Source organism: Hyphomonas sp. L-53-1-40, assembly GCF_000682775.1.
GTDB lineage: Bacteria > Pseudomonadota > Alphaproteobacteria > Caulobacterales > Hyphomonadaceae > Hyphomonas.
Genome location: NZ_AWFI01000012.1, coordinates 451,221 through 478,219 on the forward strand (window position 1 = coordinate 451,221; position 26,999 = coordinate 478,219).

General features: G+C 59.6%; 29 protein-coding genes. 14 read left to right on the forward strand and 15 right to left on the reverse strand.

Annotated elements, in window-relative coordinates; all coding sequences use genetic code 11:
- Positions 1-4: 4 nt before the first annotated feature.
- Positions 5-865: an NAD(P)-dependent oxidoreductase gene (locus tag L53_RS08060; protein ID WP_034813977.1), complete on the reverse strand. Its 861-nt coding sequence runs from the start codon at positions 863-865 to the stop codon at positions 5-7.
- Between the two features lie 198 nt (positions 866-1,063).
- Here L53_RS08060 and L53_RS08065 point away from each other — a divergent pair, with 198 nt between their 5' ends.
- From L53_RS08065 to L53_RS08095, 7 genes are read left to right on the forward strand one after another with little or no spacing between them, the layout of a single operon-like run.
- Complete coding sequence (locus tag L53_RS08065; protein WP_255342010.1) at positions 1,064-1,687, forward strand: flagellar motor protein MotB; 624 nt, start codon at positions 1,064-1,066, stop codon at positions 1,685-1,687.
- 45 nt (positions 1,688-1,732) lie between these two features.
- Positions 1,733-3,577: an SLC13 family permease gene (locus L53_RS08070; RefSeq protein ID WP_034813979.1), complete on the forward strand. Its 1,845-nt coding sequence runs from the start codon at positions 1,733-1,735 to the stop codon at positions 3,575-3,577.
- 16 nt (positions 3,578-3,593) lie between these two features.
- Entirely contained in the window at positions 3,594-4,352 is a 759-nt protein-coding gene (locus L53_RS08075; RefSeq protein WP_051607720.1) for an arginyltransferase, read from the forward strand.
- A gap of 50 nt (positions 4,353-4,402) precedes the next feature.
- A complete protein-coding gene (locus L53_RS08080; RefSeq protein WP_084333243.1) occupies positions 4,403-5,512 on the forward strand; it encodes a TRAP transporter substrate-binding protein in 1,110 nt (369 codons plus the stop codon).
- 18 nt (positions 5,513-5,530) lie between these two features.
- Positions 5,531-6,196 (forward strand): TRAP transporter small permease subunit, encoded by a 666-nt coding sequence (locus L53_RS08085; RefSeq protein ID WP_034813980.1) that lies wholly within the window; start codon positions 5,531-5,533, stop codon positions 6,194-6,196.
- Positions 6,186-7,772, forward strand: coding sequence for a TRAP transporter large permease subunit (locus tag L53_RS08090; protein ID WP_034814361.1), 1,587 nt, complete (start codon positions 6,186-6,188; stop codon positions 7,770-7,772). The genes L53_RS08085 and L53_RS08090 overlap by 11 nt, the downstream gene beginning before the upstream one ends.
- A 1-nt stretch (position 7,773) precedes the next feature.
- Complete coding sequence (locus L53_RS08095) at positions 7,774-8,910, forward strand: pyridoxal phosphate-dependent aminotransferase (protein ID WP_034813981.1); 1,137 nt, start codon at positions 7,774-7,776, stop codon at positions 8,908-8,910.
- On the opposite strand, the gene L53_RS08100 is transcribed toward L53_RS08095, so the two are convergent.
- The 3 genes from L53_RS08100 to L53_RS08110 all read right to left on the reverse strand — a co-directional run bounded on the left by L53_RS08100 (position 8,895) and on the right by L53_RS08110 (position 10,229).
- A complete protein-coding gene (locus L53_RS08100) occupies positions 8,895-9,218 on the reverse strand; it encodes a hypothetical protein (RefSeq protein WP_034813982.1) in 324 nt (107 codons plus the stop codon). The genes L53_RS08095 and L53_RS08100 overlap by 16 nt on opposite strands.
- A gap of 35 nt (positions 9,219-9,253) precedes the next feature.
- The gene (locus L53_RS08105) at positions 9,254-9,817 is read right to left on the reverse strand and encodes a LemA family protein (protein WP_034813983.1); all 564 of its coding nucleotides are present in this window, start codon (positions 9,815-9,817) and stop codon (positions 9,254-9,256) included.
- A 76-nt stretch (positions 9,818-9,893) separates the two neighbouring features.
- Positions 9,894-10,229 carry a helix-turn-helix transcriptional regulator gene (locus L53_RS08110; RefSeq protein WP_034813984.1) on the reverse strand — a complete coding sequence of 112 codons (336 nt, stop codon included), beginning with the start codon at positions 10,227-10,229 and terminating at the stop codon, positions 9,894-9,896.
- A gap of 54 nt (positions 10,230-10,283) precedes the next feature.
- Between L53_RS08110 and L53_RS08115 the strand changes: the two genes are divergently transcribed.
- From L53_RS08115 to L53_RS08130, 4 genes are all read left to right on the forward strand, one after another.
- Positions 10,284-10,730, forward strand: a complete 447-nt coding sequence (locus L53_RS08115; protein WP_034813986.1) for an SRPBCC family protein — start codon at positions 10,284-10,286, stop codon at positions 10,728-10,730.
- Between the two features lie 85 nt (positions 10,731-10,815).
- The gene (locus L53_RS08120; protein ID WP_034813988.1) at positions 10,816-11,517 is read left to right on the forward strand and encodes a VIT family protein; all 702 of its coding nucleotides are present in this window, start codon (positions 10,816-10,818) and stop codon (positions 11,515-11,517) included.
- Positions 11,518-11,612: 95 nt separating this feature from the next.
- Positions 11,613-12,368 carry a Sir2 family NAD-dependent protein deacetylase gene (locus L53_RS08125; protein ID WP_034813989.1) on the forward strand — a complete coding sequence of 252 codons (756 nt, stop codon included), beginning with the start codon at positions 11,613-11,615 and terminating at the stop codon, positions 12,366-12,368.
- A 111-nt stretch (positions 12,369-12,479) separates the two neighbouring features.
- Positions 12,480-13,463 carry a hypothetical protein gene (locus tag L53_RS08130; protein WP_034813991.1) on the forward strand — a complete coding sequence of 328 codons (984 nt, stop codon included), beginning with the start codon at positions 12,480-12,482 and terminating at the stop codon, positions 13,461-13,463.
- Between the two features lies 1 nt (position 13,464).
- Here L53_RS08130 and L53_RS08135 read toward each other — a convergent pair whose 3' ends face one another.
- Both L53_RS08135 and parC read right to left on the reverse strand, forming a co-directional pair.
- Entirely contained in the window at positions 13,465-14,070 is a 606-nt protein-coding gene (locus L53_RS08135) for a hypothetical protein (RefSeq protein WP_156947858.1), read from the reverse strand.
- Between the two features lie 93 nt (positions 14,071-14,163).
- Positions 14,164-16,398, reverse strand: a complete 2,235-nt coding sequence (parC, locus tag L53_RS08140; RefSeq protein ID WP_034813994.1) for a DNA topoisomerase IV subunit A — start codon at positions 16,396-16,398, stop codon at positions 14,164-14,166.
- Positions 16,399-16,525: 127 nt separating this feature from the next.
- Between parC and L53_RS08145 the strand changes: the two genes are divergently transcribed.
- Complete coding sequence (locus tag L53_RS08145; RefSeq protein WP_034813995.1) at positions 16,526-17,209, forward strand: extensin family protein; 684 nt, start codon at positions 16,526-16,528, stop codon at positions 17,207-17,209.
- A 4-nt stretch (positions 17,210-17,213) separates the two neighbouring features.
- Here the strand turns inward: L53_RS08145 and L53_RS08150 are convergent, their stop codons facing one another.
- A complete protein-coding gene (locus tag L53_RS08150) occupies positions 17,214-17,399 on the reverse strand; it encodes a hypothetical protein (protein WP_034813996.1) in 186 nt (61 codons plus the stop codon).
- Positions 17,400-17,546: 147 nt separating this feature from the next.
- Here L53_RS08150 and L53_RS08155 point away from each other — a divergent pair, with 147 nt between their 5' ends.
- Positions 17,547-18,161: a glutathione S-transferase family protein gene (locus L53_RS08155; protein WP_034814363.1), complete on the forward strand. Its 615-nt coding sequence runs from the start codon at positions 17,547-17,549 to the stop codon at positions 18,159-18,161.
- On the opposite strand, the gene recO is transcribed toward L53_RS08155, so the two are convergent.
- The 8 genes from recO to rpoZ are packed head-to-tail and all read right to left on the reverse strand — an operon-like array spanning position 18,158 to position 24,920.
- The gene (recO, locus tag L53_RS08160) at positions 18,158-18,889 is read right to left on the reverse strand and encodes a DNA repair protein RecO (protein WP_034813997.1); all 732 of its coding nucleotides are present in this window, start codon (positions 18,887-18,889) and stop codon (positions 18,158-18,160) included. The genes L53_RS08155 and recO overlap by 4 nt on opposite strands.
- Complete coding sequence (gene era / locus L53_RS08165; protein WP_034813998.1) at positions 18,886-19,833, reverse strand: GTPase Era; 948 nt, start codon at positions 19,831-19,833, stop codon at positions 18,886-18,888. Before era ends, recO begins: the two co-directional genes overlap by 4 nt.
- Positions 19,830-20,585: a ribonuclease III gene (gene rnc / locus L53_RS08170; RefSeq protein ID WP_084333245.1), complete on the reverse strand. Its 756-nt coding sequence runs from the start codon at positions 20,583-20,585 to the stop codon at positions 19,830-19,832. Before rnc ends, era begins: the two co-directional genes overlap by 4 nt.
- Positions 20,582-20,992: a holo-ACP synthase gene (gene acpS, locus L53_RS08175; protein ID WP_034813999.1), complete on the reverse strand. Its 411-nt coding sequence runs from the start codon at positions 20,990-20,992 to the stop codon at positions 20,582-20,584. Before acpS ends, rnc begins: the two co-directional genes overlap by 4 nt.
- Positions 20,989-21,732: a pyridoxine 5'-phosphate synthase gene (locus L53_RS08180; RefSeq protein ID WP_034814000.1), complete on the reverse strand. Its 744-nt coding sequence runs from the start codon at positions 21,730-21,732 to the stop codon at positions 20,989-20,991. Before L53_RS08180 ends, acpS begins: the two co-directional genes overlap by 4 nt.
- Positions 21,732-22,313, reverse strand: a complete 582-nt coding sequence (pyrE, locus tag L53_RS08185) for an orotate phosphoribosyltransferase (protein WP_034814001.1) — start codon at positions 22,311-22,313, stop codon at positions 21,732-21,734. Before pyrE ends, L53_RS08180 begins: the two co-directional genes overlap by 1 nt.
- On the reverse strand, positions 22,303-24,561 hold the full coding sequence (locus tag L53_RS08190) for a bifunctional (p)ppGpp synthetase/guanosine-3',5'-bis(diphosphate) 3'-pyrophosphohydrolase (RefSeq protein ID WP_084333247.1): 2,259 nt from the start codon (positions 24,559-24,561) through the stop codon (positions 22,303-22,305). Before L53_RS08190 ends, pyrE begins: the two co-directional genes overlap by 11 nt.
- Before the next feature lie 8 nt (positions 24,562-24,569).
- Entirely contained in the window at positions 24,570-24,920 is a 351-nt protein-coding gene (gene rpoZ, locus L53_RS08195; RefSeq protein ID WP_034814002.1) for a DNA-directed RNA polymerase subunit omega, read from the reverse strand.
- 154 nt (positions 24,921-25,074) lie between these two features.
- Between rpoZ and L53_RS08200 the strand changes: the two genes are divergently transcribed.
- Positions 25,075-26,541, forward strand: a complete 1,467-nt coding sequence (locus L53_RS08200; protein WP_084333249.1) for a M20 family metallopeptidase — start codon at positions 25,075-25,077, stop codon at positions 26,539-26,541.
- Positions 26,542-26,999: the final 458 nt, after the last annotated feature.

Sequence of the window (26,999 nt, forward strand, 5' to 3'; positions counted from 1 at the left end):
TTATCTACCCGCGCTTCAAGCGTGCGATCAGGCTGGACGTGTCCCAGCGCTGGCCACCCATGGCCTGAACATCTGCGTAATACTGGTCGACCGTCGCCGTCAGCGGCAGGCTCGCCCCATTCTCCCGCGCGGCTTCCAAAGTGATACGCAAATCCTTGCGCATCCAATCGACCGCGAAGCCGTGTTCGAAGTGGCCTTCGACCATCGTTTTCCAGCGGTTCTCCATTTGCCAGCTCTGGGCGGCCCCGCCGCTGATGGCTGCGATCACTTTCTCCGCGTCGAGCCCGGCCTTCTCGGCAAAGTGCAAGCCCTCCGACAAGCCCTGAACGATGCCCGCAATACATATCTGGTTGACCGACTTGGCCAGCTGGCCCGCGCCACTCTCACCGATCAGCGTCATATTCTTGCCGTAGGCCGCCATCACCGGTTCGGCAGAATTGAATGCCTTCTCCTCGCCGCCACACATGATGGTCAGCTTGCCATTGACCGCACCGGCCTCGCCGCCACTGATCGGCGCATCCACAAAGCGCGCGCCTTTCACACGGCAGCGCTCATCCAGTTCGCGCGCAAGATCCGCTGACGCCGTTGTATGGTCTACCACGATCATGCCCGCGCCGAGGCTGGGCTCCAACTGGTCGAAGACGGCACGAACATCCGGATCATCGCCCAGGCACAGGAAAACATATTCAGCGCCGAAAGCTGCGGCCGCCGGGTCCTTTGCGACCTCGCCCTTATGCTGGGCGGTCCAATCCAGGCTCTTGGCCTCTGTCCGGTTCCAGACAGTCACTTGATGGCCTTTGGTCGCCAGATGCCCCGCCATATGGAAGCCCATCACCCCCAAGCCAAGAAACGCCGTTTTCGCCATGCCAGATCTCCGTGTGTCCTGCGGACCCAATTAGATTGAATTTCAGGGAAATCACACCCTTTGTTCTCAACGCCCATAAACCAAGCTCTGTTACAAACCGCGTTCCTGTCAGAATGAAGGAACACGAAGCGCATGGCGATTGCCACCACTAATACGCAACGCTTTCCGGGCAGAAGGCCCGCTGCGCCCCGTCGTAAGATGGGGACATGGAAGATGGCCTATGCCGATTTCCTTACTGCGCTGATGGCATTTTTCCTGATGCTCTGGCTGGTCAGTGGCGTCTCCCCGGATTCGCGGAGCATGATCGCCGACTACTTCACAGGCAAAGACACGGCCGCCGCGAGTGGTCCGCTAGTAGAAATTCGCCAGTCCGAGACGTTCCGCCTTTACGAGACGCTGCGCACAGACGAAGCGCTCGCTGCCGCCGGAAACAATCTGCAACTGATTCAGGCACCAGACGGCATTCGTCTCAACCTGGTTGATACCAATGCCCGCCCCTTGTTTGCCAGCGAAAGCGGCGCCCTGACCGAAGCGGGCGAAGCGCTGACCCTTCAGCTTGGCCAGGCCATTTCTGGCCTTGCAGGGCCAATCACCATTGAGGGCCACACGGACGCATTCCCCTCGCTGGACGCGAATCGCACCAATTGGGATATCTCTTCCGAGCGCGCAAATGCTGCGCGGCGCATCCTCGTCTCGGCCGGCGTTTCCACTGATCGTGTGCGCGCCGTAACAGGTTTGGCCGACACCAGCCCCCTCAATCCAGGTGAACCGCACTTGTCAGCCAATCGCCGGATAAGCATATTGCTACATTCTGACGGCTAGTCGTTCTGGCGACGTGTCGGGGCGTGCTGATGAACCGGAGCCGTAATGCTATCTGAATTCGTCCAAACTTGGCCGATGTGGGCGAGCCTCGCCATCGTCTGCGCCGCGATCACGTTCTACATGCTCGACCGGTGGTCGATGGAGTTCGTGTCGGTTTGCGTGATGGCAGCCCTGCTGCTGGTTTTCATCATTCCCGGTGCACGCGGGGTCGACGGCGAAGCCATCAGCGCGGCAGACCTGTTGTCAGGCTTTGGCAACCCGGCCCTCATCACCATCATGGCATTGCTCGTGGTCGGCCAGGGACTGTTCCAGACCGGAGCGCTGGAAGGGCCGACCAAGGCCTTGCTCGCGGGATATGACAAGCGGCCCGTCTCAACTCTGATTCTGGCCTTCCTTGCGGTCTTCGTGACCAGCGCATTCGTCAACAACACGCCCATCGTCATCATGTTCCTGCCGGTGATGACCGCCATCGCCATGCGTATGAACGCGCCGCAGTCGCGCCTGATGATGCCGCTCAGCTTTGCGTCGATCTTCGCCGGCATGACCACGCTGATCGGTACATCGACAAACCTGCTGGCGGCCGAATCCTATGACCGGATCACCGGCCAGCAACTCGGTTTCTTCGACCAGACCCCTATGGGCCTGATCCTTGCGGCCGCCGGCCTGCTCTACATCCTGATCTTTTCCAAATTCCTGTTGCCGAACCGGCGCGGTCTTTCCGATGACATCGTCCAGCCCTCCGGCAAACAATTCGTCGCTCAGATCGAAGTGACACATGGCCATTTCCTGCTTGGCAAGAAGCCAGTCGCAGGCATGTTCGCTGACCTGCCCGACATGACCGTCCGCATGATCCAGCGTGGCGAACGGGCGATCCTGCCGCCCTATGAGGATATCAGCCTGCAAGTTGGAGATCTGGTCATCATTGCCGCGACACGCGCCGCGCTCCAGAACGTGCTGGCGCGCCAACCGGATTTCCTGCAGCAGGTCTGGCAGGCGTCAGGCGCTGACCTTGAGGATTTCTCGCGCCCCGGCTCGCTGGCCCTCACCGAGGCCGTCATCGCCCCCGGCTCGCGCATGGTGGGCCGGACGGTCGAAATGCTCGGCTTTCGCCGCCTGACCCGCGCCGTGACGCTTGGTATCCAGCGCCGCAGCCGAATGATTCGGACGAAGCTTGGCGAAATCCGGCTGGAATCCGGTGATACGCTGCTTTTGTGTGGCCCGGTCGAAGCGTTTCGTGAGCTGCGCTCAAGCCGCGATCTGATCCTTCTGGAATGGTCCCAAACCGAAATCCCGCTCACAACCAAAGCGCTGGCCGCGCGGGTGATTGCCATCTCCATGGTGATCCTCGCGGCGACGGGCTTTGTGTCGATCCTGCACGCATCCGTTCTGGCCGCCGTCGCCATGCTGATCGCGGGCTGCCTGAACACACGCCAAGCCAGCCGGGCACTCGATCTGCGCATTTTTCTCGTGATTGGTGCGGCGCTGGCCATGGGCATGGCCTTGGAAAAGACCGGCGCGGCTGACCTGATCGCCCATTCGGTCGTCAATCTGGCTTCGCCCTATGGCACGCTGGCCGTCCTGTCGGCGATCTTTCTCGCGGTCGCCTTGCTAACCAATCTCCTGTCCAATGCCGCGACAGCCATCCTGTTTTCGCCAATCGCCTTGTCAGCCGCGGCGGAGCTGAAGGTCGAGGACCCATTACCCTTCCTGCTGGCGGTTATTTATGGCGCCAATTGCTGCTTCGCGACGCCGATTGCGTACCAGACCAACATGCTGGTCATGGGTCCCGGGCACTACAAGTTCGGGGACTTCATGAAGTTTGGCGGGCCGTTGGTGATCATACTTTGGGTCGTCTTTACCATATTCGCCCCTTGGCGGTTCGATTTGTAAGTGTATCGTCGCACTTATGAAGTTCACTGACTCCCAGATCCTGCCCCCGGGGCTCGAGCGCTCGCTTCGGTTCTACGTGACCAATCCGAGCCCTTGCCCCTATCTGCCGGGCAAGAAAGAGCGGAAAGCGTTCACCAATCTGGCCATCGGGGAAGCAGATCTCGTCCACAACTCCTTGAGCCAGGCCGGGTTTCGGCGCAGTCAGACGATCGCATATCGCCCGGCTTGCCCGCGCTGCAATGCCTGTCGCAGCGTGCGCGTGCCAACGCGGGATTTCGAACTGTCGCGCAATGACCGGCGCACCCTGAACCGCAATGCTTCTCTGATCCGCCGCCCGGTCGAGGCCCAACCGAGCCGCGAGCAATACCGGCTGCTGAAAGCCTATGTCAAAACCCGTCATGATGGCGCCGGCATGTCCGACATGTCTTATCGGGATTACAGCGCCATGGTTGGCGGCAGCCCGGTGCAAAGCCTGATCTTCGAGTATCGCGATGGCGTGGAAGAAGACGCGCCTCTGGTCGCCGCCTCGATCACAGATGTGCTCCGGGATGGCTTTTCGATGGTCTACACGTTCTTTGATCCGGAGCTGACCTCAAGGGGACTCGGCCATTACCTCATCCTTGATCATATTTTACACGCGCAGGATCTAGGCCTGCCGCACGTGTATCTTGGCTACTGGGTGAAGGGCAGCCAGAAGATGGACTACAAGCGGCGCTACAAGCCGCTCGAAGTGCTTGATGGCGACGTGTGGCGTCCGCTGGGCGACGATGAATGACACGGTTTAGCCTTTAGCCCGGCCAAGACCGGGGAGGCATGGGGAGATAGATGATCCATAGACGCAACCTGCTGGGCGCAGGCGCACTCGGCCTTGCCGGCGCGGCTGCTGCCTTTGCCAATCCCGAAAAGGCGGCCGATCTTGCTGCGCCGGCTATTGCGCGCAATCGACGCCGATTCAACATGGTCACCACCTGGCCCAAGGGCCTGCCCGGGCTTGGGGAAGCGGCCGAGCGCGTAGCCCTGCGCATCCAGCATATGTCCGAAGGCCTGATGGAAGTGAAGGTCTATGCGGCCGGCGAACTCGTCCCGCCTTTTGAGTGCTTCGATGCCGTCTCGAATGGCTCGGCCGATATGTATCATGGCGCCGAATACTACTGGACGGCCAAGTCCAGCGCCTATCCGTTTTTCACCGCTGTTCCCTTCGGAATGACCGCACAGGAACTTATGGGCTGGATTGATTTCGGCGGCGGCCAGAAATTATGGGATGAACTGTCAGCCCAATTCGGAATCAAATCCATCCAGGCCGCAAATACCGGCCATCAGATGGGCGGCTGGTTCCGCAAGGAAATCAACACGCTGGATGATCTTGTCGGACTCAAGATGCGCATTCCGGGTCAGGGCGGCGACGTACTGCGTGCACTGGGCGGCTCCTCGGTCGCACTGCCGGGCGGGGAAATCTATCAATCCCTGCAAACCGGAGCGATCGACGCGACGGAATGGGTTGGCCCCTGGAACGACTATTATCTCGGCTTTCACCGCGAGGCGCCATACTACTACGGACCCGGTTTCCACGAACCGGGCGCAAGTCTCGCAGTTGGCATGAACCTCCGCGTCTGGGACGGTCTCACGCCTGGCGAACAACAGATCATCAAGGCCGCCTGCGAGAGCGTGAATCACACATCGCTTGGCGAGTTCACCTACCAAAATGCGGTCCATCTGGACCTGCTTAAACGCGAACATGGCGTCCAAATGCGCAGCTTTCCAGACGAAGTCGTCAGCCGTATGGCCGAAGCCGCCTGGGATGTCCGCGCGGCCTCCGGAAGGGATGGGATCGAGAAGCGTATCTATGAGAGTTTCGAGGCAGGCTTGAAGTTGATGCGTGGCTGGGCCGACGTGTCCGAAGGGCCGTACTATGCCGCCCGCAATTCGAACAAATAGGCCGGGGGCGGGCTGGGCATGTCTCCGGAGATCTTCCTCACCCTTGGCGGGGCACTGAATTGGCTGGGGCTTGCCCTGTCGCCATTGCTCTTGCTGCCACTGATCGTCACGATCTGGCCAGCCCCTGTCGAGCGGATCGCCAAATGGCTGAGCACGCGCATTGATGCGGTGTCTGGCTGGGCACTTGGCGGCGCGATCGCCGGCGCGATCATTCTTGTGGGCGCGCAATTGATGGTCGTGCTGCTACGCTACGCCTTTGGCCTCTCATTCACCTGGTTGAACGAGGTCGTGATCTATGCCTTCGCCGCCATGTTCATGCTCGGCTCGGCATCAGCTCTTCGAGATGATGCGCATGTGCGGGTCGATATTCTCAGGCCTCGCTTTGGCGCGCGCAGGCGCAACTGGATCGAACTGGCGGGCATATATCTGTTCCTCTTCCCGATCTGCATCCGCCTGCTAGCAATGACCGAACAAGGCCTTGCCCGTAGTTGGGCGCTGTTCGAAGGCTCACGGGAATCCGATGGCTTGCCCCTGCTCTTCCTGTTCAAGACACTGATGCCAGCCTTTGCCGTGCTGATGCTGGTTCAGGGCTTGTCAGAAGCGCTGAAAGCCGCTCTGCGCCTGACCGGAAAGCTGGAAGATGTGGCCGAGGAAGAGCCCCATGGAGGCGTCCATGGAACTTGAAGTCATCTTGGCCCTCTCCATGTTCGTCTGCGCCATTCTCGCACTATTGGCAGGGTATCAGGTCGCGCTGACGCTTGGCGGCATAGCGTTGCTGTTCGCTCTGGTCGGAATTGGTCTTGGCGTGTTCGACGAGGCATTCTTGCGCAATCTGCCGAGCCGCATAATGGGCGGCTCGATCATGCAGAACCAGACCCTGATCGCGGTTCCACTTTTTGTGTTGATGGGTGTGATCCTGGAGCGCTCGCGTGTCGCGGAGGACCTGCTCCATATTGCCAGCCGTCTATTGGGGAAGGTGCGCGGCGGGCTCGGCTATGCCGTGGTACTGGTGGGCGCCTTGCTGGCGGCGTCCACGGGCATTGTCGGCGCGACGGTCATCACGATGACGCTGATTGCCCTGCCCACCATGATCCGGCAGGGCTACGACCCGCGTCTCGCCACCGGCACGATTGCCGCCTCAGGCACGCTGGGCCAGATCATCCCGCCTTCCATTGTGCTCATCCTGCTGGCCGATGCGATTTCGAACGCCGCCAGCCAAGCGAGCCAGGCCACTGGCTCTGCCGGTTCTTTTGTCGTGTCGGTCGGAGACCTGTTCGCCGGCGCGCTGATTCCGGGCTTCCTGCTGGTGGGCCTCTATCTCGGCTGGATCGCACTGACCGCCATTCGCCACCCGGAGCGCTGCCCGCCGGTACAGGATGATGACAGTCCGCCGCTAACCACGAAGGAAGTTGCTTTCGGGCTCGGCGCGCCGCTCCTGTTGATCGTGGCCGTGCTCGGCGCCATCCTTGGCGGGGTTGCCCCGCCCACCGAAGCTGCCGCCATTGGCGTGGCTGGTGCCGTCCTGCTCGCAGGCCTGCGCCTTGCCGATGACGATCATGAGCGCCGCATCACATGGCTGCTCATGGCGGGCCTCGGCAGTGTCATCGCGATCATCCTGCTCCGGAACCTGTTTGATCTGCGCACCGGCGTGGCCACGATTGGCCGCACGAACGAGATCGGCATCCTCCTGACAATCCTTGCCTCAATCGTTTTCTTTGCCGGGGTCGCCACCGGTCTCGTCGTCTTGCGCCGGATGCGCCAGCTCCTACCCGCCCTCAAAAGCGCGACGCAGATCACCAGCATGGTGTTCCTGATCCTGATCGGCGCGTCGCTGTTCAGTCTCGTTTTCCGCGGCTATGGCGGCGATGACATCGTGGCCGACATCCTACACTCAATGCCGGGCGGTAAATGGGGCGCGCTGGTCATGACCATGATCGTCATGTTCGTCCTCGGATTCTTCCTCGACTTCATCGAGATCGTCTTCGTGGTCGTGCCACTGGTCGCGCCACCGCTGATCATCCTCGGCTTTGATCCCGTCTGGTTGGCCATCCTGATGGCGCTGAACCTGCAAACCAGCTTCCTGACGCCGCCCTTTGGCTTTGCCCTGTTCTATCTGCGCGGCGCGGCCCCGGCGAGCATCAAGACCTTGCAGATATGGCAGGGTGCGGTGCCATTCATCATGCTTCAGCTTCTGTTGATCGGACTGGTTGCCGCAATTCCCGCCTTGGCAACCTGGTTGCCGGCGGCTATCGCCCGATAGTATGGGACAAGACATTGATCCGTTTCGCGCGATTTCGGTCAGCAAACGCGCACATGATTTGAAGACCGAGGGCCGCCGCATCCTGCATATGGAGTTCGGCCAACCCTCAACGCCTGCGCCCAGAGGCGCGATCGCCCGCGCGCACGAAGTACTGGATACAGACCCCATGGGGTATTGGGAAAGCCGTCCGCTCAAGGATCGTATTTCCCAGCACTACAGGGATGAGTATGGTGTCGATCTGACGCCGGGACGGGTGACACTGACATGCGGGGCCTCGCCCGCGCTCGTACTGGCGCTCTCAACGGCATTCAATCCGGGCGACCGGATCGCCCTCGCACGCCCCGGCTATGTGGCCTATCGCAACACATTGCGCGCGCTCAATCTCGCCCCCGTGGAAATCGCTTGCGGTGCGGACGTGCGTTACCAGCTGACGGCCGCCGCGCTGGACTCCATCGACCCAGCCCCAGCAGGCGTCATCATCGCAAGTCCCGCCAATCCAACCGGCACGATCATTCCCGAGGATGACCTTGCGGCTATCGCCGCAGTGGCCAAGGCAAAAAACATCCGTATCATCTCGGACGAGATCTATCATGGCCTCAGCTATGGGCCGGACATCCGATCCATGCTGGAGTTTGATCCGGATGCTTACATCGTAAACTCGTTTTCCAAATACTTCTCCATGCCAGCTTGGCGACTGGGCTGGCTGGTCTCGCCCAGGGATGGGGCCGCGCGGACCAGCGCCTATGTCGGAAACCTGTTTCTGACGCCGCCATCCCTGTCCCAGCATGCTGGCCTCGTGGCGATGGACAGCGCGGAGGAACTGGACGGCCATGTCGAGGTCTACCGCCGCAATCGCGAATTGATGCTTGAAGCCCTGCCGCGCCTCGGGCTTGAAAAGATCGCGCCGCCGGATGGAGCGTTCTACATCTATGCCGACATATCGAAGTATACCGATGACAGCCTGGCCTTCTGCCTGAAATTGCTCGAAGATACCGGCATTGCCACGGCCCCAGGCGTCGATTTCGATCCGGTTGAAGGCCATCGCTTCATGCGGTTTTCATTTGCGCTGTCGACAGCACAGATCGAAGAAGCGCTCAGCCTGCTGGAGCCATGGTTTGCGGCTCAGCCGCAATCATAGTCGGCCACGGCGCCGCCATCTGCGCTGCGCTCCAGAGACACGAAATTGCAGCCCTCCGGCGCTGCAGCCCTGGCGGCCTCGACCAGCGCATCTTCGGTCGGCGCTTCGGCCACGCCGAATGTGCCATCAGTCTTGACCGAGAATTTGAGTTTGAAGCCCTGACCCTCGGCCGGTGAGGCAAAGAAGCTGTAGCCGCCCCCCGCCACGGTGCGATCCGGCAGGCCGCTCCAGGTGGATGCACTCCACCCGGCAGAATTTGCGGCGCAAGCCCCAAGGACAAGCGCCGCACTGATCGTAAGATATTTCATGGTCCCACCTCCTGATCCGGAGGCACCAGTATAGCCTAGAACTTGACTTCTGGCACCATGGACAAGGCTTCTCGTCCTTCGACACCGACATCGAAGAATTCGCGACCTTCGAAATTGAACATGCCCGCCACGATGGACCCGGGGAATTGTTCGCGGGACGTGTTGTAGTCCTGAACAGCCGAATTGTAGAAGCGGCGCGCGGCGGCGAGCTTGTCTTCGATGGAAGACAGTTCCGACTGAAGTTCAAGGAAGTTCGTGTTCGCCTTGAGGTCCGGATAGGCTTCGGCGAGCGCAAACAGCTTGCCGAGCGATGCGGTCAGCATGCCTTCGGCCGCGGACATTTCCCCCGGTGTGCTCGCGCTTTGTGCGGCATTCCGCGCCGAAATGACGGCATCCAGAGTTTCCTTCTCATGGCTCGCATAGCCCTTCACGGTCTCCACGAGATTCGGGATCAGGTTTTGACGCTGTTTCAGCTGGACATCCACGTCCGCGAAGGCCTGATTGACCCTCTGACGCTTCATCACAAGGCCGTTGTAGATCAGAATGACAAAGCCAGCGATCGCGACGATTGCGGCCAGAACTACTAGAATGGGGCTCATCGGGCGTCCCTCCATAAGAACCAGATATAAAAGGGGTATCCGGGCCCGGCGCAGAGTGCAAGGGACGCTGCGATGCTCACGCGACCGTTTCAGTTTCCAGATCAGTTTTCAGGCGGTCCAGCAGGGCGACCGCACCAGAAGCATAGCCCCCGATCCAGCGCTCATGAATATGTTTGATCGGCAAGGCATTGAGATAATTCCAGCGCTGGCGACCAACCCGACGCACGAGCACAAGGTCAGCTTCTTCCAGCACTCCCAGATGCTGCATCACCGTGCACCGGTTGAGCTGGCTGAACTGCGCGCAGAGGTCACCCGTCGTCTGAGGTGCATCTTTCAGCGCATCCATAATGCTCCGCCGGACCGGCGCGGCCAGCGCCCTGAAAATCAGGTCAGTTTTATCATCGCTTGACATGTTGTCTTTTTATAACATTTACTTGGATCTGGCAAGCGATATCGGGAGGCTGCGATGAACCTGAAATTCGAAGTAAGCGGGCGTATCAACCGCGCTGTCGAGGACGTGTTCGAGGCCGTTGCAGACCCCAAACAGCTATCTGGCTATTTCACGACTGGCGGCGCGAGAGGCCGCCTGGAGGCTGGCGCGACGGTCATATGGGATTTCCGCGACTTTCCCGGTGCCTTCCCCGTCAATGTTGTAGACGTCGAGGAAAACAAGCGCATCGTCCTGGAATGGGATGGAGATGAAACAGATGGCGCCAAGACAACCGTCACCATTCGGTTCGAACCGACCGAGGATGGCCGCACCATCGTCTCCATCGCGGAGGAGGGTTGGCCTTCCACCGATGAGGGACTCTCGAACTCGTATCGTAATTGCATGGGTTGGTCGCAGATGATCTGCGCGATGAAAGCGTGGGTCGAACATGGCATCAATCTACGCGACGGTATGTACGACTAGCACCACTGATCGGGACTGTGGCAGACCGCAGGCTTGACCTTACTGCCTATCTGTCGCCAGATTTGGTGCAATCGGGAGATATTCGATGGCCTCACCCTTTCCACTTGGCGAACACCATTACAGCCACCGCATCGGCTGGCTGCGTGCCACTGTGCTAGGGGCGAATGACGGAATACTGTCGACCGCCAGCCTGATGATCGGCGTTGCATCCGCTGCGGCCTCCACTGGCGCGATCCTGACCGCAGGCCTTGCAGGCCTGGTGGCCGGTGCGATGTCGATGGCCGCAGGGGAGTATGTTTCTGTCTCGTCACAGGCTGACACTGAAAAGGCCGACCTCGAGATCGAGCGCGCAGCGCTGCGGGATCATCCCGAAGCCGAACTGGTTGAACTTGCGCACATTTACATGAATCGCGGCGTCGAAAAGGACACGGCCTATGACGTCGCGCGTCAGTTGACCGAAAAGGACGCGCTGGAAGCCCATGCGAGAGACGAGCTTGGCATCAACGAAATTGTAGCAGCGCGGCCCATTCAGGCAGCTGTCAGTTCTGCGCTCAGCTTTTCCGTAGGCGCGGTCCTGCCTCTGTTGGCAGCCGTGTTCTCACCGGCGGATCTGGTCAAGCCTGTCGTGGCGGGCGTGTCCCTACTGGCGCTGGTCCTGCTTGGTATGGCTTCGGCCAAGGCGGGCGGCGCGGGCAAGTTCAAAGCCATTGTGAGAATCGTATTCTGGGGGGCTGCTGCCATGCTTGTCACCGGCTTGATCGGTGCAGCCTTCGGTACGGTCGTTTAGAAATTCGCGTGCTTCTTCCCAACGGCCCGTCTTTACAAATTCTTTCAAATCTTTAGCTGCTAGTGAGGGGAGGCGCAGACAGTAATGCATAGAAGATGCTCATGACGAATTCAGGCCAGCTCGCACGCATGATTTCAGACGCCCGCCGGGTGATGGTATTCACCGGAGCTGGCATCTCCACCGAGAGCGGCATTCCGGATTTCCGAAGTCCTGGCGGCGTTTGGAGCAAAATGTCCCCGATCTATTTTCAGGACTTCGTTGCGTCGCGTGATGCGCGCCGGGAATCCTGGCGGCGCGTGTTCAGTCGCGCCGAGGGTTGGACCGGCGCCAAACCGAATGTAGGCCACTATGCCATCGCCGATCTGGTGAAGCGCGGGAAGGTTAGCTCCGTAGTCACACAGAATGTTGACAACCTGCATCAGGATTCCGGTGTGCCAGACGATCAGGTCATCGAAATACATGGCAATGCGAGCTATGCCAAATGCCTGCAATGCGGAAAGCGCTACGAATTCGAGACGCTGAAGCCTCGCTGGGAACAAGACGAGGATCTGACCTGCATCTTCTGCACGGGCCTGCTCAAGAATGCGACCGTCTCGTTCGGCCAATCGATGCCAGAAGACAAAATGCTGCGTGCCAGCGAAGAAGCGCTACTCTGCGACCTTGTGATCGTGCTCGGCTCGTCACTTGTGGTCTACCCGGCCTCGGCCATCCCGATGGAAGCGAAACGCAACGGAGCGCGTATGGCGATCATCAATCGTGAACCGACCGATCAGGACCCGTTCGCAGACCTTGTCCTGCACACAGAGATCGGATCGCTCCTGACCGACACGATGGCTTTGCTGGACAAGTAAACTAGCCCCGCGCGCCTGCGATTAGAAGTTGAATTTCGTTCGCCCCATCAACGGGATAGAAACCTGCACGTGTTATCGTACCAGCGATCACGTGATGTGTGGGGGCTCAGAATGCGCAATATCGTACTGGCAACACTACTTCTGTCTGCATCAGCTTGCGGGAATGCAGGCGGAAAATCGATGCCAGCATCCACGCCGCTCGTTGTTATCGATGGTCAGTCTGCTGTGAATTATGGGCAAGTCACCATGGGTACGCCCTCTATCAACGTGTCAGACCTTCCTGCCCGACAGGAAGTCATTCGTACGAATACATCCTGCCGAACTCCTAGGGCCAGCGGGAATGCCCGCGCAGCCTATGTCTATACGTATAGCGGCGGGATCCGGACGCCGCTGCACCATATCAACCGAAAGGACACGCCAGAAGCGATTGCCGAGCGTAAGGCCATGATCCGGGAGAGGACAAAAAACGCCAAGACGGCCATGCAGCGCGAGGCGCTCGGCACGGCTATCGGAAATGCGGTAAATAACGCCCGCCAGATCGAGGTCCTTGTCACGGAGACCGATGCCCCGGTCTTCCTGTACCTCACATCCTATGACTCCGTCCTTTGGAACATTCAGCGCGCCCCCGGTGTAGATATCGACGGTGTGGTCATCAACTCCTATGAAGCGGGTGCCATTGCAAATGGAGTAGATGCCTCGCGAACGGGGATCATCTCCTTCGACAATTCACCCACTCGGAAATGTTACGTCTCAGCTCCGGGCCGCGTTATCCCGGTTGAGGGTCGGATCGCGTCAGCTAAGAAACTCAATCCGAACGTAGACCTCAGCCGATACGAGAAACAGTGGCAACAGGAATACCGCGACGCAAAACGGTTTTACGGTCAGGATATCAAGAACCTGACCGGCAAGCGACCGGAGTGGATCCTGGACAATGCGAGAGATGGCGAGTTCAACGCTATACTAGTCGGCCCGAAACCTACGGCGCCGTTCGAGGCCCAGGCGATCACCCGGCTGCAGATCCCGTCCCACATCACCCCGTTCTGGGGCACCCGCAAGGACGCCTATAAGGCTTTCGGCCTGAATGCGGAGAGCTGAGTCAGGATTTTAGTTCGGCAATCCCGTCCAGCACCTGCTGATGCAGGTTCAGCCACTCCGACCGGGGGTATTCCCCATCGAAGAAACTGTATTCGTACTGCTCGCCGGAATGCCCCAGCCACCAAGTGAAGCATCTGCGTCCCCTTGGCTCGCTATCGTAGTAGCAACTGAAAGCCACAGGGTTGCCCATGAGGGTAAACATCGTTGGGCTATCCTGTAAAAATATGTCGGCCGCTCCCATACCGACTGATCCGTTGCGCGAAGAGATAAATCCGTTTCCGGCATCCTGCATCTCGAACTTGGTCCAATCACGCGTCAAAGACAGGTCTTTGGCCCCATCACTTTGGGGAAAAATTCTCAGCTGGATGGAAACGTCAAAGTGATCAGCCGTCAGCTGCCTGCGGGGTGGCGTGTGGATTTCAAGCTGGGAGGCGGTCAGCACCAGTCCGTCCGCATTAGGACATAGCCTTTCAGAGGGCTGTTCCACGTCGGGAGATATGGTGTTTGGCTTATCCGGTGAATAAACCCGCACGCCCAGAAGACGGGAAGATAAGTCAAATCTGGCTTCGGCGATTACGACGGTACTTGCACCCGCCGTTTCGCACATTTCCACTCCGGGCTCCTGCTCGGAACCGCATGCAGCGACCAATGCGATCAGAACTGGCAGGAGGCCAAGCCGCCTCATGGGCATGCCCTCCGCCTAGCCGCTGAACGTGCCGCCGCGCGGGAAGCCCTTCGGTACGGCTTTGCCAGCCTGTGAGCGTTTGCCGATCCATTCTTCCCACTCCGGGAAGGCGCGGTGGCGACCGCCCGTCATGACAATCAGTCCGTCACGCTTGTCGAAGGTCATCAGGTCACGCAGCTTGAACTTGCCACTATAGGACTGCAGCTTGTTGCCCTTGCCGCGCGCCATCTCCGGCAACTCATCCAGAGGGAAAATCAACAGTTTCCGGTTCGATCCGACCACGGCCAGCATATCACCCTCAACCGGCACGCAGATGTTCAACTCACCCTTGCCGGTATTCACGGCCTGCTTGCCGGCCTTGCGGTTGGATTCCAGCTCTTTCTCTTCGACGACGAAACCATAGCCCTCGCTGGAAGCGACGACGCGTTTGCGGTCCGGCTCAAAGCGGAACATTGTGACAATGTCGACACTGTCTTCAAGGTCGATGGACAGGCGGATCGGCTCACCATGACCGCGTCCACCCGGCAGCTTGTCCGCCGGCAGCGTAAAGGCCCGTCCGTCGGATGCCATGAGAATAATCTTGTCCGTACTCATCACTTCTTCGGAAAGGTAGAGTTCGTCACCATCCTTGAACTTGGCTGATTCCGGATCGAGCCCGTGCCCCTTCATGCCGCGAATCCAGCCCTGTTGGGACAGCACAATAGTCAGCGGCTCCTTCGGCAGTGTGGCTTCCAGAGCGGCTGCGAGATCCACTTCTGCCATTTCGCCAAACGTCGCGCGGCGGCGACCGAGTTCAGAGTCAGGGTCGAAGGCCTCGCGAGCTTCTTTCAGTTCCTTGGAAACCTTGCTCCATTGGCGGCGTGTCGAGCCGATCAGCTTGATCAGGTCTTCGCGCTCTGCGCTGAGCCGGTCATGCTCGCCGCGAATTTCCATCTCTTCCAGTTTGCGCAATGCCCGCAAACGAAGATTAAGGATGGCTTCAGCCTGAATGTCCGTCAGACCGAAGGTCGACATCAACACAGCCTTGGGCTCGTCCTCATACCGGATTATGCGGATCACCTCATCAATGTTGAGATAGGCGATCAAATAGCCATCAAGCAGGTGCAGTCGCTTCTCGATCTTGTCGAGACGGAACTCGGCCCGGCGCACAACGACTTCGCGGCGATGATCGAGATAGGCCTGCAGCACATCCTTCAGGCCCATGACTTGGGGCGCGCCCTTGTGCAGCACGTTCATGTTCAGGCTGAAGCGAGTTTCAAGGTCACAGACCTTGTAGAGGCTCTCCATCAAGACTTCAGGCTCGACGGTTTTCGAGCGCGGCACCAAGACGAGCCGCACATCCTCGGCGCTCTCGTCGCGCACGTCGTCCAGCAGCGGCAACTTTTTCGCTTCGATCAGCTCGCCCAGCTTTTCGAGCAGGCGAGACTTCTGAACCTGGTAGGGAATCTCGGTGACGATGATCTGATAAGTGCCACGACCAGTGTCTTCGACTTCCCAGCGCGCACGCATACGGAAGCTGCCGCGACCAGTCTCATAGGCCTGAAGCATGGCCTCCTTGGTTTCGACGATGATGCCACCGGTCGGGAAGTCTGGTCCCTGGACGAAATCCATCAGTTCCGCCGTCGTCGCCTTGGGCTTTTCGATCAGCAGACGCGCCGCATCGATCAGCTCGGCAGCGTTGTGGGGCGGGATGGAGGTGGCCATGCCAACCGCGATGCCGGTCGCACCATTGGCGAGCAAGTTCGGGAATCCGGCTGGCAAGACAACCGGCTCTTCATCATTCTCGGCATAATTGGCGCGAAAATCGACTGCGTTCTCGTTGAGGCCATCCAGCAACAGCTCGGCGGCAACCGTCATGCGCGCTTCGGTGTAACGATAGGCAGCGGCGCTATCGCCATCAATATTGCCGAAATTGCCCTGGCCATCGACCAGCGGATAGCGAACGGTGAAGTCCTGCGCGAGACGCACCAGCGTATCGTAGATCGAGCTGTCGCCATGCGGGTGGAAGTTACCCATCACGTCGCCAACGATCTTGGCGCATTTGCGATAGCCGCCCTCGGGGTCAAGCTTCAGGACGCGCATACCGTACAGGATACGGCGCTGGACGGGTTTCAGGCCGTCGCGCACATCGGGCAGCGCGCGGGACGTAATCGTCGACAGCGCGTAAGCGAGATAGCGCTTGGAAAGCGCCTCGCTCATCGGCTCGTTGATGATCCGGTCTTCCGGCGTCCCGTCAATCAAATCGGACATTCTGGCCTCTTTGCAGTTCGTGCCACATTCTGGTGCAGGCCCTTGATTAAAGTCAGCGACTCAAGGGCCGGAGCACGTTAACACAAACGTCGCTTTGGTTAAGGAAAGGAAAAGGGCGCAGCTGCTGATGAGTGCAATCCGGGCATGGATCCTGTTGATAAGCCTGCCGGCGCTGGTGTTGCTGACCTTCTTCTGGCTGGCGCCTCCGCGCCACAATCCCTTTGCTCCGGTCGATTTGACCGAAACTCCCGGCATCGGGACATGGCACAAGCTGACCCGTGCCAAGCGAAACCGCGAAGTGTGTTTTGCCGCGCTGGACGATGCAGGCGTGCTGTACACACCGCTCGAAGACCAGCAGCTGGACGGCGGTTGCGGACTGACAAACGCCCTGACGCTGGACCAGACGCTGACGCCATATTCGGCGACGTTGCGCATGACTTGTGGTCAGGCGGCCGCGCTTTATTCTTGGGAGCGCCATATTGCTCGCCCGGCGGCAATCGAAATCCTTGGCTCGCCGATTGCGCGGATCGAGACCTATGGAAGCTTTTCCTGTCGCAATATCGCAGGCACACGACGGATGTCCCAACACGGGCTGGGCAATGCGATTGATGTATCGGGTTTCCGCCTTGAGGATGGCCGTCTCATCAGCGTCAAAACGCATTGGGATGCAGGAGGGGCGGAACAGAAATTCCTGCGACGGCTCCACAAGGGTGCGTGCGATTTATTCTCGGTGACGTTGGGGCCCGAATACAATGCCGCCCATGCCGATCATTTTCATTTCGACATGGGCGGAGGAAAAGTCTGCCGGTGACTAATCAGTCAAGGCATTTGAAGCCGTCTTCAGTGACTTCCTTCACGCGGCCTTCACCACCGCAGACGCGGAGCGCAGTTTCGGTATTTTCATACATGGCGTCGCGGCCGTGTTCGTCGGCATCGACGTGAATGCAGCCCGCAAGAGTAAGCGTGGCAATGGCGGTTACGGCAAAAACAGTTTTCTTCATGGCATCAGCCTTTTCGTCTGCACGGAACGCCCCAGTCCTCACCGGCCACCTAACACATCAGAAAATGAACGGCTTCTGAATATGACAGCCCTTGCGCGCGTTATCTCGCCGCGCAACAGTCAGCGCCACAAGAGGGAAGGAAACAGAATGAAATTGTATAATTCCGTAGGCCCGAACCCGCACGTGGTGCGCATGTTCATGGCGGAACGCGGCATCGACCTGCCCAAGGAAGACATCGACCTGATGGCCGGAGAAAACCGGCAGGCGCCCTATACGACCAAGAACCCGGCTGGCCAGCTGCCCGCTCTTGAGCTTGATGATGGCAGCATCCTGACCGAGATCACTGCCATTTGCGAGTATCTGGACGAAACCCAGCCCGGCGACCGCCTGATGGGGGATACACCCGAAGCGCGCGCCCAGAACCGCCGCTGGACACGGTGGGTGGACCTCAAGATCGTTGAGCCGCTGACCACAGCTTTCCGCGCCGCCGAGGGCCTGCCCATGTTCCAGGACCGGATGCGCTGCCTGCCGGAAGCTGCTGATGGCCTGAAAGCCTGCGCACAGGATGGGCTCGTCTTTCTGGACGAACAGATGGCTGACGGCCGTGAGTTTGTGGCAGGCAAGGCATTCGGCCTGGCTGACATACTGCTGTTCTGTTTCCTGGCTTTTGGCAGTCAGGTGGGCCAGCCCCTCAACCCCGATCTGAAACACATCGGAAACTGGTATGCGCGGGTCAGCCAACGCCCAAGTGTGAGCGCCTAGGGCCGCTTCAGCATGCGGCCCACCAGTCGCAGGCGCTCTGGTGGAATGCCCCGATTGAGACCCCCAAACAGACGCGCTTCCAAAAAATAGCCGGTGAGCTTCAAGCCATCGGCTATATCGGACGGCGCAACATGGGCTGTGGATTCGACAAGAAAAAGTGGCAGGCGAAGGAGGCGGTCGACATATTCCTCGGCCTCGGATCCTCGCACGGCCCGTCCGGTCTTTGGAGATACATGGGTCAGGCCATCATTCGCGCCGGACAACGCGCATGCATCCAGATCGAGCCCGAAGCCGAGCGCCGAGAGCAGGCCCAGTTCCCAGCGCACATAGAGCGCTGGCCAGATTTCCTGCGCCTCAATCTGGTCTAGCAAAAGCTCGGTAGCCTCAAACAGTGCAGAACCCGCGGCATCGCCTTCATCCAGTCCACCCCGCAGGATCGCGGTGATAGCCGAAATGGCGGCGAGGGCGGCTGGATCGTCCAATACACGCGCCGCTCGCTCCCGGCTGGCCTCGGCCACATCAAATCGACCCAGAGCCTCTTCAAGGCGCCCGGTCCAACTGAGGGAAACAGAATTTCCGGCTTCATATTGCGCGCGGCGCTTGCGCGAGGAACCGCCATAGACAAGACCGGACCGACGCCCGCGCATGCGGGTGAGAACGTCGAGGATGAGGCCACCTTCTCCAAAGCGGCGTGCGCCCAGGATTATGCCGTCATCCGACCAGTTCAAACATCAAACTCCAGGCCGAGCCCCTGGTAGCTCTCGCGGCGTTCCTGCCAGCGTTCATCCACCTTCACGAACAGGAAGAGGTGCACTTTGCGACCGAGCATTTCAGAGAGTTCTTCGCGGGCCTTGCGACCAACATCCTTGATCGCTGCGCCACCCTTGCCGAGCACCATGGATTTGTGATTGTCGCGGCCGACGACCACGACCTGTTGCACACGGACGGAGCCATCCTTTTTCTCTTCCCAGCTCTCTGTTTCAACCATCAGTTGGTAAGGCAGTTCCTGGTGCAGGCGCAGCATTAGCTTTTCCCGCGTCACTTCGGCGGCAAGCAGGCGCATCGGCAGGTCGGCAATCTGGTCCGGCGGGTAGAGCGCCGGGCTTTCGGGCATCCGTTTCGCGAGAGCCTTTTCCAGCGCGTCGACGCCTTCGCCATTTTCTGCGGAGATCATGAAGACCTCATCATAAACGCCCGTCTCGTTCAGTTCCGCAATGATCGGCAGGACCTGATCATGGGGAAACAGATCAATCTTGTTCAGGGCGAGGAAAGCTTTGCGGCCAATCTGCTGAAGTTGCTCGATGACCCGGCGATCATCTTCCAGAGATTTCTTCTGCGCACCATCTACCTTGCCTTCGCGCTCCGCGACCCAGGCCGAAGCGTCGATCAGGTGCACAATGGCGTCCGCATCGTCAGCGCCACTCCAGGCCGCCTTCACCATGGCGCGGTCGAGCCGGCGCTTGGCCGCAAAGATACCCGGAGTGTCCACAAGCACGATCTGCGTGCCGTCCACCTGCGCGACGCCGCGCACCGGGAAGCGCGTCGTCTGCACCTTGTGCGTGACGATTGCCACCTTAGTGCCGACCAGACGATTGGTCAGCGTGGACTTGCCCGCATTCGGCGCGCCGATAATGGCGGCAAATCCAGCATGGGTGATGGGAGTGTCTGTCATGGGGTTCCGGTCAGGCTTTCTAGGAGAAGGGCGGCAGCATTACGCTCAGCATCGCGCTTTGACGACCCCGCGGCAACAGCCGCACCCCGGTCGGCCACTTTAACTTCGACCTCATAAGTGGGTTCATGGTCCGGTCCCGACCGGCTCAGCACGTCATAATCCGGCAGTGGCAGGCCCTGTCCCTGGGCCCATTCCTGCAGCAGCGTCTTGGGATCCTTGGTCTGGGCCGGAGCCGCCTCGAATTGCGGCGCCCAACCTTTCTCAATGAATTTCCGGGCGGTGGAGAGCCCGGCATCCTGGTAGATTGCGCCTATAATGGCTTCGCAGGCATCGCCAAGGGTCGATTCCCGTTCGCGCCCACCGGCAGCTATCTCGCCATCCGACATGATAACGAATTCCGAAACGCCGAGATGGCGCACGGCATCCGCGCAGGCCCCCTTGCGAACAAGACTGTTGAGACGCGGAGCCAGATCGCCCTCACTCTCCATCCGGCGTCGGTCAATCAAGCGTTCGGCGATCACGAGGTTCAGGACCCGGTCACCTAGAAATTCGAGGCGCTGGTTGGACAGGCGGACTGACTCCGCAGAAGTTACAGCGCTTGGATGTGTCAGCGCACGGATTAGCGTCTCCGGGTTTTTGAATTTGTGGCCAAGAATGGACTCCAGTGTCCGGATATCCGCTTCGGCCAGTGAGGGTTGGCTCGCTTTTCCCTTCGACCGGAGGCGTGTGCGTTTGGGTCTTGCCGGTGTCATGCTGGCGTCACCGGCAAGGCTTCGATAATGACCTGGGCTTCCGCCCAGGGGTAATCATCCGTGATGGTCAGGTGAATAACCGCTTCATGGCCGGCGGGCATCATGGTGGCGAGGCGCTCCGCCGCGCCGCCGGTCAGCGCGAAAGTTGGCTTGCCCGTTGGCAAATTCACAACGCCGAGATGCTTCCAATGAACGCCGCGACGCGGCACACCCGTACCGAGCGCCTTTGCACACGCCTCTTTGGCCGCAAATCGTTTGGCGTACGTCTCAGCAGTCAGGCGACGGCGGCGCGCCAGCGCGATTTCGACATCGGTAAACACGCGTTTCTCAAACCGCTCACCAAATCGGGCAAGTGTCTTTTCCACACGCTCGATATTGCAGAGATCATTCCCGATACCGATGATCATGCGCGGGCCTCATCCATCAGTCGACGCATTTCCCGGATTGCGGCATCAAGACCGATAAAGATGGCCTCACCAACAAGAAAGTGACCAATGTTCAGTTCTGCGATCTCGTGGATTGCCGCCACGGGAGCAACGTTCTCAAATGTCAGGCCATGTCCGGCATGCGGTTCGACACCGCGCTTGCGCGCTTCTATCGCCGCGATCTTTAGCCGTTCGAGTTCTGGCGCCGCGGCCTCTGCACCGCCTTCGATCCATAGCTCAGCGTATTTGCCCGTATGGAGTTCGACCACAGGTGCTTGGAGCACTTCCGCAACCGCAATCTGAACAGGGTCGGGTTCGATGAAGAGTGACACCCGCGCGCCAGAATCATTGAGGCGGCGAACCACGGGCGCAATTTGGTTGTGCAGGCCCGCGACATCGAGCCCGCCTTCAGTCGTACGCTCTTCGCGCTTTTCAGGAACAATACAAGCTGCATGCGGGCGGAACTTGCAGGCAATCTCCGTCATCTCGTCTGTCGCAGCCATTTCGAGATTGATCGGAAGGCTGGAAGCCGCACGGATGGCCTCCAGATCGCCATCGCGTATATGCCGCCGATCCTCGCGCAAATGGATCGTGATGCCGTCTGCGCCGGCCTGAGCAGCAATTTGCGCCGCGCGCATCGGATCGGGATGATCCCCACCGCGCGCATTGCGAATGGTTGCAACGTGATCAATGTTCACACCAAGGCGCAACGGGCCTGCCATCAGGCGAGGCCCCTGGAGCCAGGCTTGACGGCCTCCATCGCGGCAAGATCTGGTGGCAAATCATTGGCGTCATAGTCCGGGAAATCAACCGCCGCGAGCGAAATTAGCTTGCAGCCAACATCAGCGCGGCCGTTCGACCGGTCGATGATACAGGCACCACCCACGACCTCGCCGGGCAGCGCATCCAGCGCTTCGACGGTTTCACGAAAAGACAGCCCCGTCGTGACGATATCTTCTGCGATCAGCACACGTTCGCCTTCGGCAATGGAGAAGCCCCGGCGGAACTGAAGCTGGCCATCGACCCGCTCGGCAAAGATCGACCGTGCGCCAAGCTGGCGCGCCAATTCATAGCCCGGAATGATGCCGCCGACAGCTGGCCCAGCCACAACATCAATCTTGCCGAACTCGGCGGTAAGCTTTTCCGCCAGCGCCTTGCAGAGTTTCTCGGACAGGTCAGGCTGGGAAAAGACCAACGCCTTCTGAAGAAAGACCGTGCTGCGGCGACCAGACGACAAAATGAAATGCCCCTCCAGCAAAGCCCCGGCCTCGCGGAATACATTCAGCACATCATCATTCTTCATCTTCGCCCTCCTGGTCGCGCACAGCTCTGTCGACCACAGCGATCGACCGGAGCGCGGCCAGTATCTGCGTCAGACGCTTGAGGTCTTCAACCTCAATTTCCATCAAGATTTCCGTGAAGTCCTCGTGGCGGTCTACCGTATGTATGGCTGTGATGTTGCCGCTGGCCTGTGCCACGGCAGCGCAGAGCTTGGCCAGTACGCCGCGCTCATTGGAGGCATTGATACGAATTCGGCCAATAGCCACCGCACCCGTGCGCGCCAGTTCGGTCCAGCGCAGGTCCACCCAGAGCTCGGGTTTATCGTCATATTCGGCGAGCTTTGGGCAACTCGCGACATGGACCACAATGCCCTTGCCCGGTTCATGAACCCCCATGATACGGTCCCCAGGCAACGGGCAGCAGCAATTTCCGAGATGAAGCGTCACGCCCGGTGACAGCTCCGTGCCGGATACCATGAGCGGCGTATGCTCACTGTCCATGCGGACCTTCGTGGGATCGTCCTCGCGTTCCGGCCGGTAACCCGGAAAGGCCGCCTGGATCACATCGTTTGACGAAATTCGACCGCGCCCCAGCGCTTCGGACATGTCTTCCATATCCTCAAAACCGGCGAGGCGGGCCGTATGGTTCATCTTTACATCAACCGGATCAATACCTGCCCGTCGCAGCGCCATATTGATCAGCCCCTGACCGAGGCGCCGGAACTCTGTTGTTTCCTTGTCGCGCACCAGCTTGCGCATCGCAGAGCGCGCGCGCCCGGTGATCGCCAGCGCTTCCCAGCCATGAATGGCGTGAGGCGCTTTGCCCCGGATGATCTCGACAACGTCTCCATTTTTCAGCGGACGGCGTAACGGCTTCACCTCGCCATTGATCTTGGCGCCAACACATGTGTCACCCACCGCCGAGTGCACCGCATAGGCAAAGTCCAATGGCATGGCGCCGGCTGGCAGGATGATCAACTTGCCCTTCGGAGAGAAAGCAAAGACGTGCTCGCGATACATTTCGAGCTTGGCGTGCTCCATGAACTCGCTCGGATCGCCGCCATCCTGAAGCAATTCTGCGAAGGCTTCGAGATTGGCGGCAGGGTCAAGACCGGCAGCACGCGCCGAATCGATGTCAAAGCCGTAGGCGCGGTTCTTGTAGCCCCAATGCGCAGCCACGCCGAACTCGGCGGTGCGGTCCATCTCTTCAGTGCGTATCTGGAGTTCGACGCGCCGGTTGCCGGAAGCGCGTACGGTTGTGTGCAGGCTGGCATAGCCGTTTGGCTTGGGCACGGAGATATAGTCACGGAACCGGTCAGGGATACACGCCCAGAGTCTGTGGATTTCTCCCAGCACCCGGTAGCAATCCTCAACGCTCTCCACGATCACGCGGAAGGCAAACAAGTCGGCGACATCCCGGAAGGAAATCGATTTCTTCTCAAGCTTGCGCCATAGCGAATAAGGTTGTTTCCGACGACCCTTGATGCGGCAAGGAATTCCGGAAACCTCCATCAATTGCTCAAGGTCCCCCCGGATGCGCTCAAGATCATCGGCATTTTCGAGCGCGAGCTCGTCCTGGCGATAGAGAATGGCACGACGCGCTTCTGGGTTTAGCTCCTGGAAAGCCAGATCCTCCATCTCAGCAGCAATCTGGTAAAGACCGACGCGGCGGGCGAGCGGGCCGTAAATGTCCATGGTTTCCCGCGCGGTGCGTTCGCGGCTGGATGCCTTCTTCCGAAAGTGCAGCGTGCGCATATTGTGAAGCCGGTCGGCCAGTTTCACCAGCAGGACTCTGATGTCGCTGGTGGTGGCGAGAATGAATTTCTGGAAGTTCTCGGCCTGAGCCAATTCCTTGGAACTGTATTCCAGCTTATCGAGCTTCGTGACCCCATCGACCAGTTCGGCCACGTCCGCACCAAAGCGCACTTCGACATCGCCAATATCGATCTCGGTGTCCTCGACCACATCATGGAGCAGGCCCGCGACGATGGTAATCTCGTCGAGTTTGACGTCAGCCAGAAGGCTCGCGACTTCGACGGGATGCGAATAATATGCATCGCCCGAATCCCGCATCTGTTCGCCATGATGCGTTTTGGCAAAATCGTAAGCGGCACCGAGAAGTTCGGATTTCACCCGAGGGTGATAGGCGCGAACCTTATCGATCAGCTGTTGCCGGGTCAGGACATCTTTAGGTTTTTCCGCAGCCGGTCGCTCTGTGCCAGCCATGTCGCCAGCCCCTTCATCCTTTGCGGATAGGGTGCTGCCGTCCATCTGGCCTCCTACAGCCGGTCGTCCCGTCCGGACTCCAGCTCGGCCTGATAGGCACGCATGACGTCTTCTTCGGTTGCAGCAGGTGCAGATTCCAGAGCCAAACGGTCGGCTTCGCGCTCGTTCTCTTCGCCTGGACGAATGTCCTGCAGATTAGAGATCAGCGCTTCCTTGACCACTTTCAGATCAATCGACTCGTCAGCAATCTCGCGTAGCGACACAACTGGGTCCTTGTCATTATCGCGGTCCACAGTAATCGGCGAACCTTCGCGGATCATGCGGGCACGATGTGCAGCAAGCAGGACAAGCTCGAAACGGTTTGGAACCTTTTCGACGCAGTCTTCAACGGTAACGCGGGCCATGAGCAGATAATCTCCTTTGGACCGCCCCTTATATGCAGCGCAGCACGCCGACGCAACCCGGCGATTGCCGTAGAATGTAGGACATTTTCGCCCCCTTGGCAGCGCTGAAAACGCCGCTACGGTGCCTCCTTACCTTAGCCGGAGGCCGAAACCCATGTTCCGTACTGTTGCCATCTCTTCTCTCGCGCTTGCGCTCGTTGCTTGCGGAAACGGAAATGACGCCGCTGAAACGCCGCAACCGGTCGCCTCCGACACAGGCGCAACGACCGAGGCCGAAGCATCGAATACGGTCGCCCCGGCCTCATCCGCGGCCACTCCTTCAGCAGAAACCAACTTGCCAAAGGCTGATGCAGAACTGATCGAAATCTACAAACAACTTCACGCCAATCCGGAACTTTCTTTCAAGGAAGCCAAATCGGCCGCTCTGATGGCCTCTGAACTTGAAAATCTCGGCTTCGACGTTTCCACCGGCATTGGTCAGGACTGGGTGGTTGCCAAGGCAATGAAAGATGTAGGTGAGGTCAAGGATGGCGTCGGCGGACACGGCGTCGTTGGCGTATTGCGCAATGGGGATGGCCCGACCGTCATGATCCGCGCCGATATGGATGCCCTGCCCGTTCCTGACCAAACGGGTTTCCCGTTTGCCTCAGAGGTCCAGTCGACCACATGGACTGGCGTCGAGAGCCCGGTCATGCATGCCTGCGGCCACGACATCCACATGACCAGTTGGATCGGCACCGCCCGCGCACTGACTGCCCGCAAGGATCAGTGGAGCGGCACACTTGTAATGATCGCCCAGCCAGCCGAAGAAATCGGCCTTGGCGCCCAGGCCATGCTGGCCGATGGTCTCTATAGCCGCTTCCCTCAGCCGGACTACAATTTGGCGCTGCACGTTTCCGCAGCCGCGCCCGCTGGCACGGTTGTCTATACGAAGGGCTATGCCATGGCGAATGTCGACAGTGTCGACATCACCGTGAAAGGCGTCGGCGGGCATGGCGCCTACCCGCACACAACACGCGACCCGATCCTGATCGGATCTCACATCGTCGTAGCTCTGCAGAGCCTCGTCTCGCGTAATACGAACCCGCAGGACTCTGCCGTTGTTACAGTCGGCTCGTTCAAGGCCGGCGCAAAGCACAACATCATTTCCGACGAAGCAACGCTGCTCCTGACGGTGCGCTCCTATGACGACGCGACCCGTCAAATGCTCTTGAGCGGCATTGAGCGCATTGCCAAGGCGCAAGCCGAAGCCTTCGGGGCGCCTGAACCAGAGATCACGATCGAACAGGACTATACACCATCGCTCTTTAACAACGCCGACCTGGCCGAAACAGCCATGGCGGCCATCGCGGATGCAATCGGCGAAGACAACGTCAAGGAAGTAGCCCCGGTCATGGGCGGTGAAGATTTCAGCCAGTTCGGGCGGACGGAAGAAAACATTCCCGGCCTCCTATTCTGGGTCGGCGCAGTTGAGCCTGCGCGCTATGAGGCCTCCAAAGACAGTTCCCTGCCCCTGCCCTCGCTGCATTCGCCATTCTTCGCTCCGGATTACGACCCGACCATTGCCACAGGCGTCGAGGCTATGACTGCGGCCGCGTTGGAACTGTTCAAGGAGGGGTGAGCCTGCGCCCCTGGCTGGACACGCAGTTGCGGCCCAGCAGGTGCTCCTCGATTTCGCACAGCTAAACCTGAGTCCTCCTACGCCTCGTCCAACTTGGCATACACTAGGCAAGGGAGCGCTGTCGCGAGCAGCGCGGGAAGATCGCCAGCTCCACGCCGTCCGGCAGGTCCGCCACAATTTTCGGCCCCCGCGCCTTCAAAGGCGCAAATACGATATGCAGCCTTGTCGCGAGTAGGACTATCAGCTGCCGGACGACCTGTTCCACCTGCTTTACCCGTCCATTCGCCTTCGCCCGCCGCTAGCGCGACATCTTTACCGGATGCAGCTTCAAATCATCGCCCGCGATTGATTCGATCAGCGCGCGGCACGCCTGCTGAAGGCTAAAGGAGAGGAAGTCTGTGTCCGCACAAATGTGGAAGAGTATGAGGGCACAGATTCTCAGACGAATTCGCGAGGCA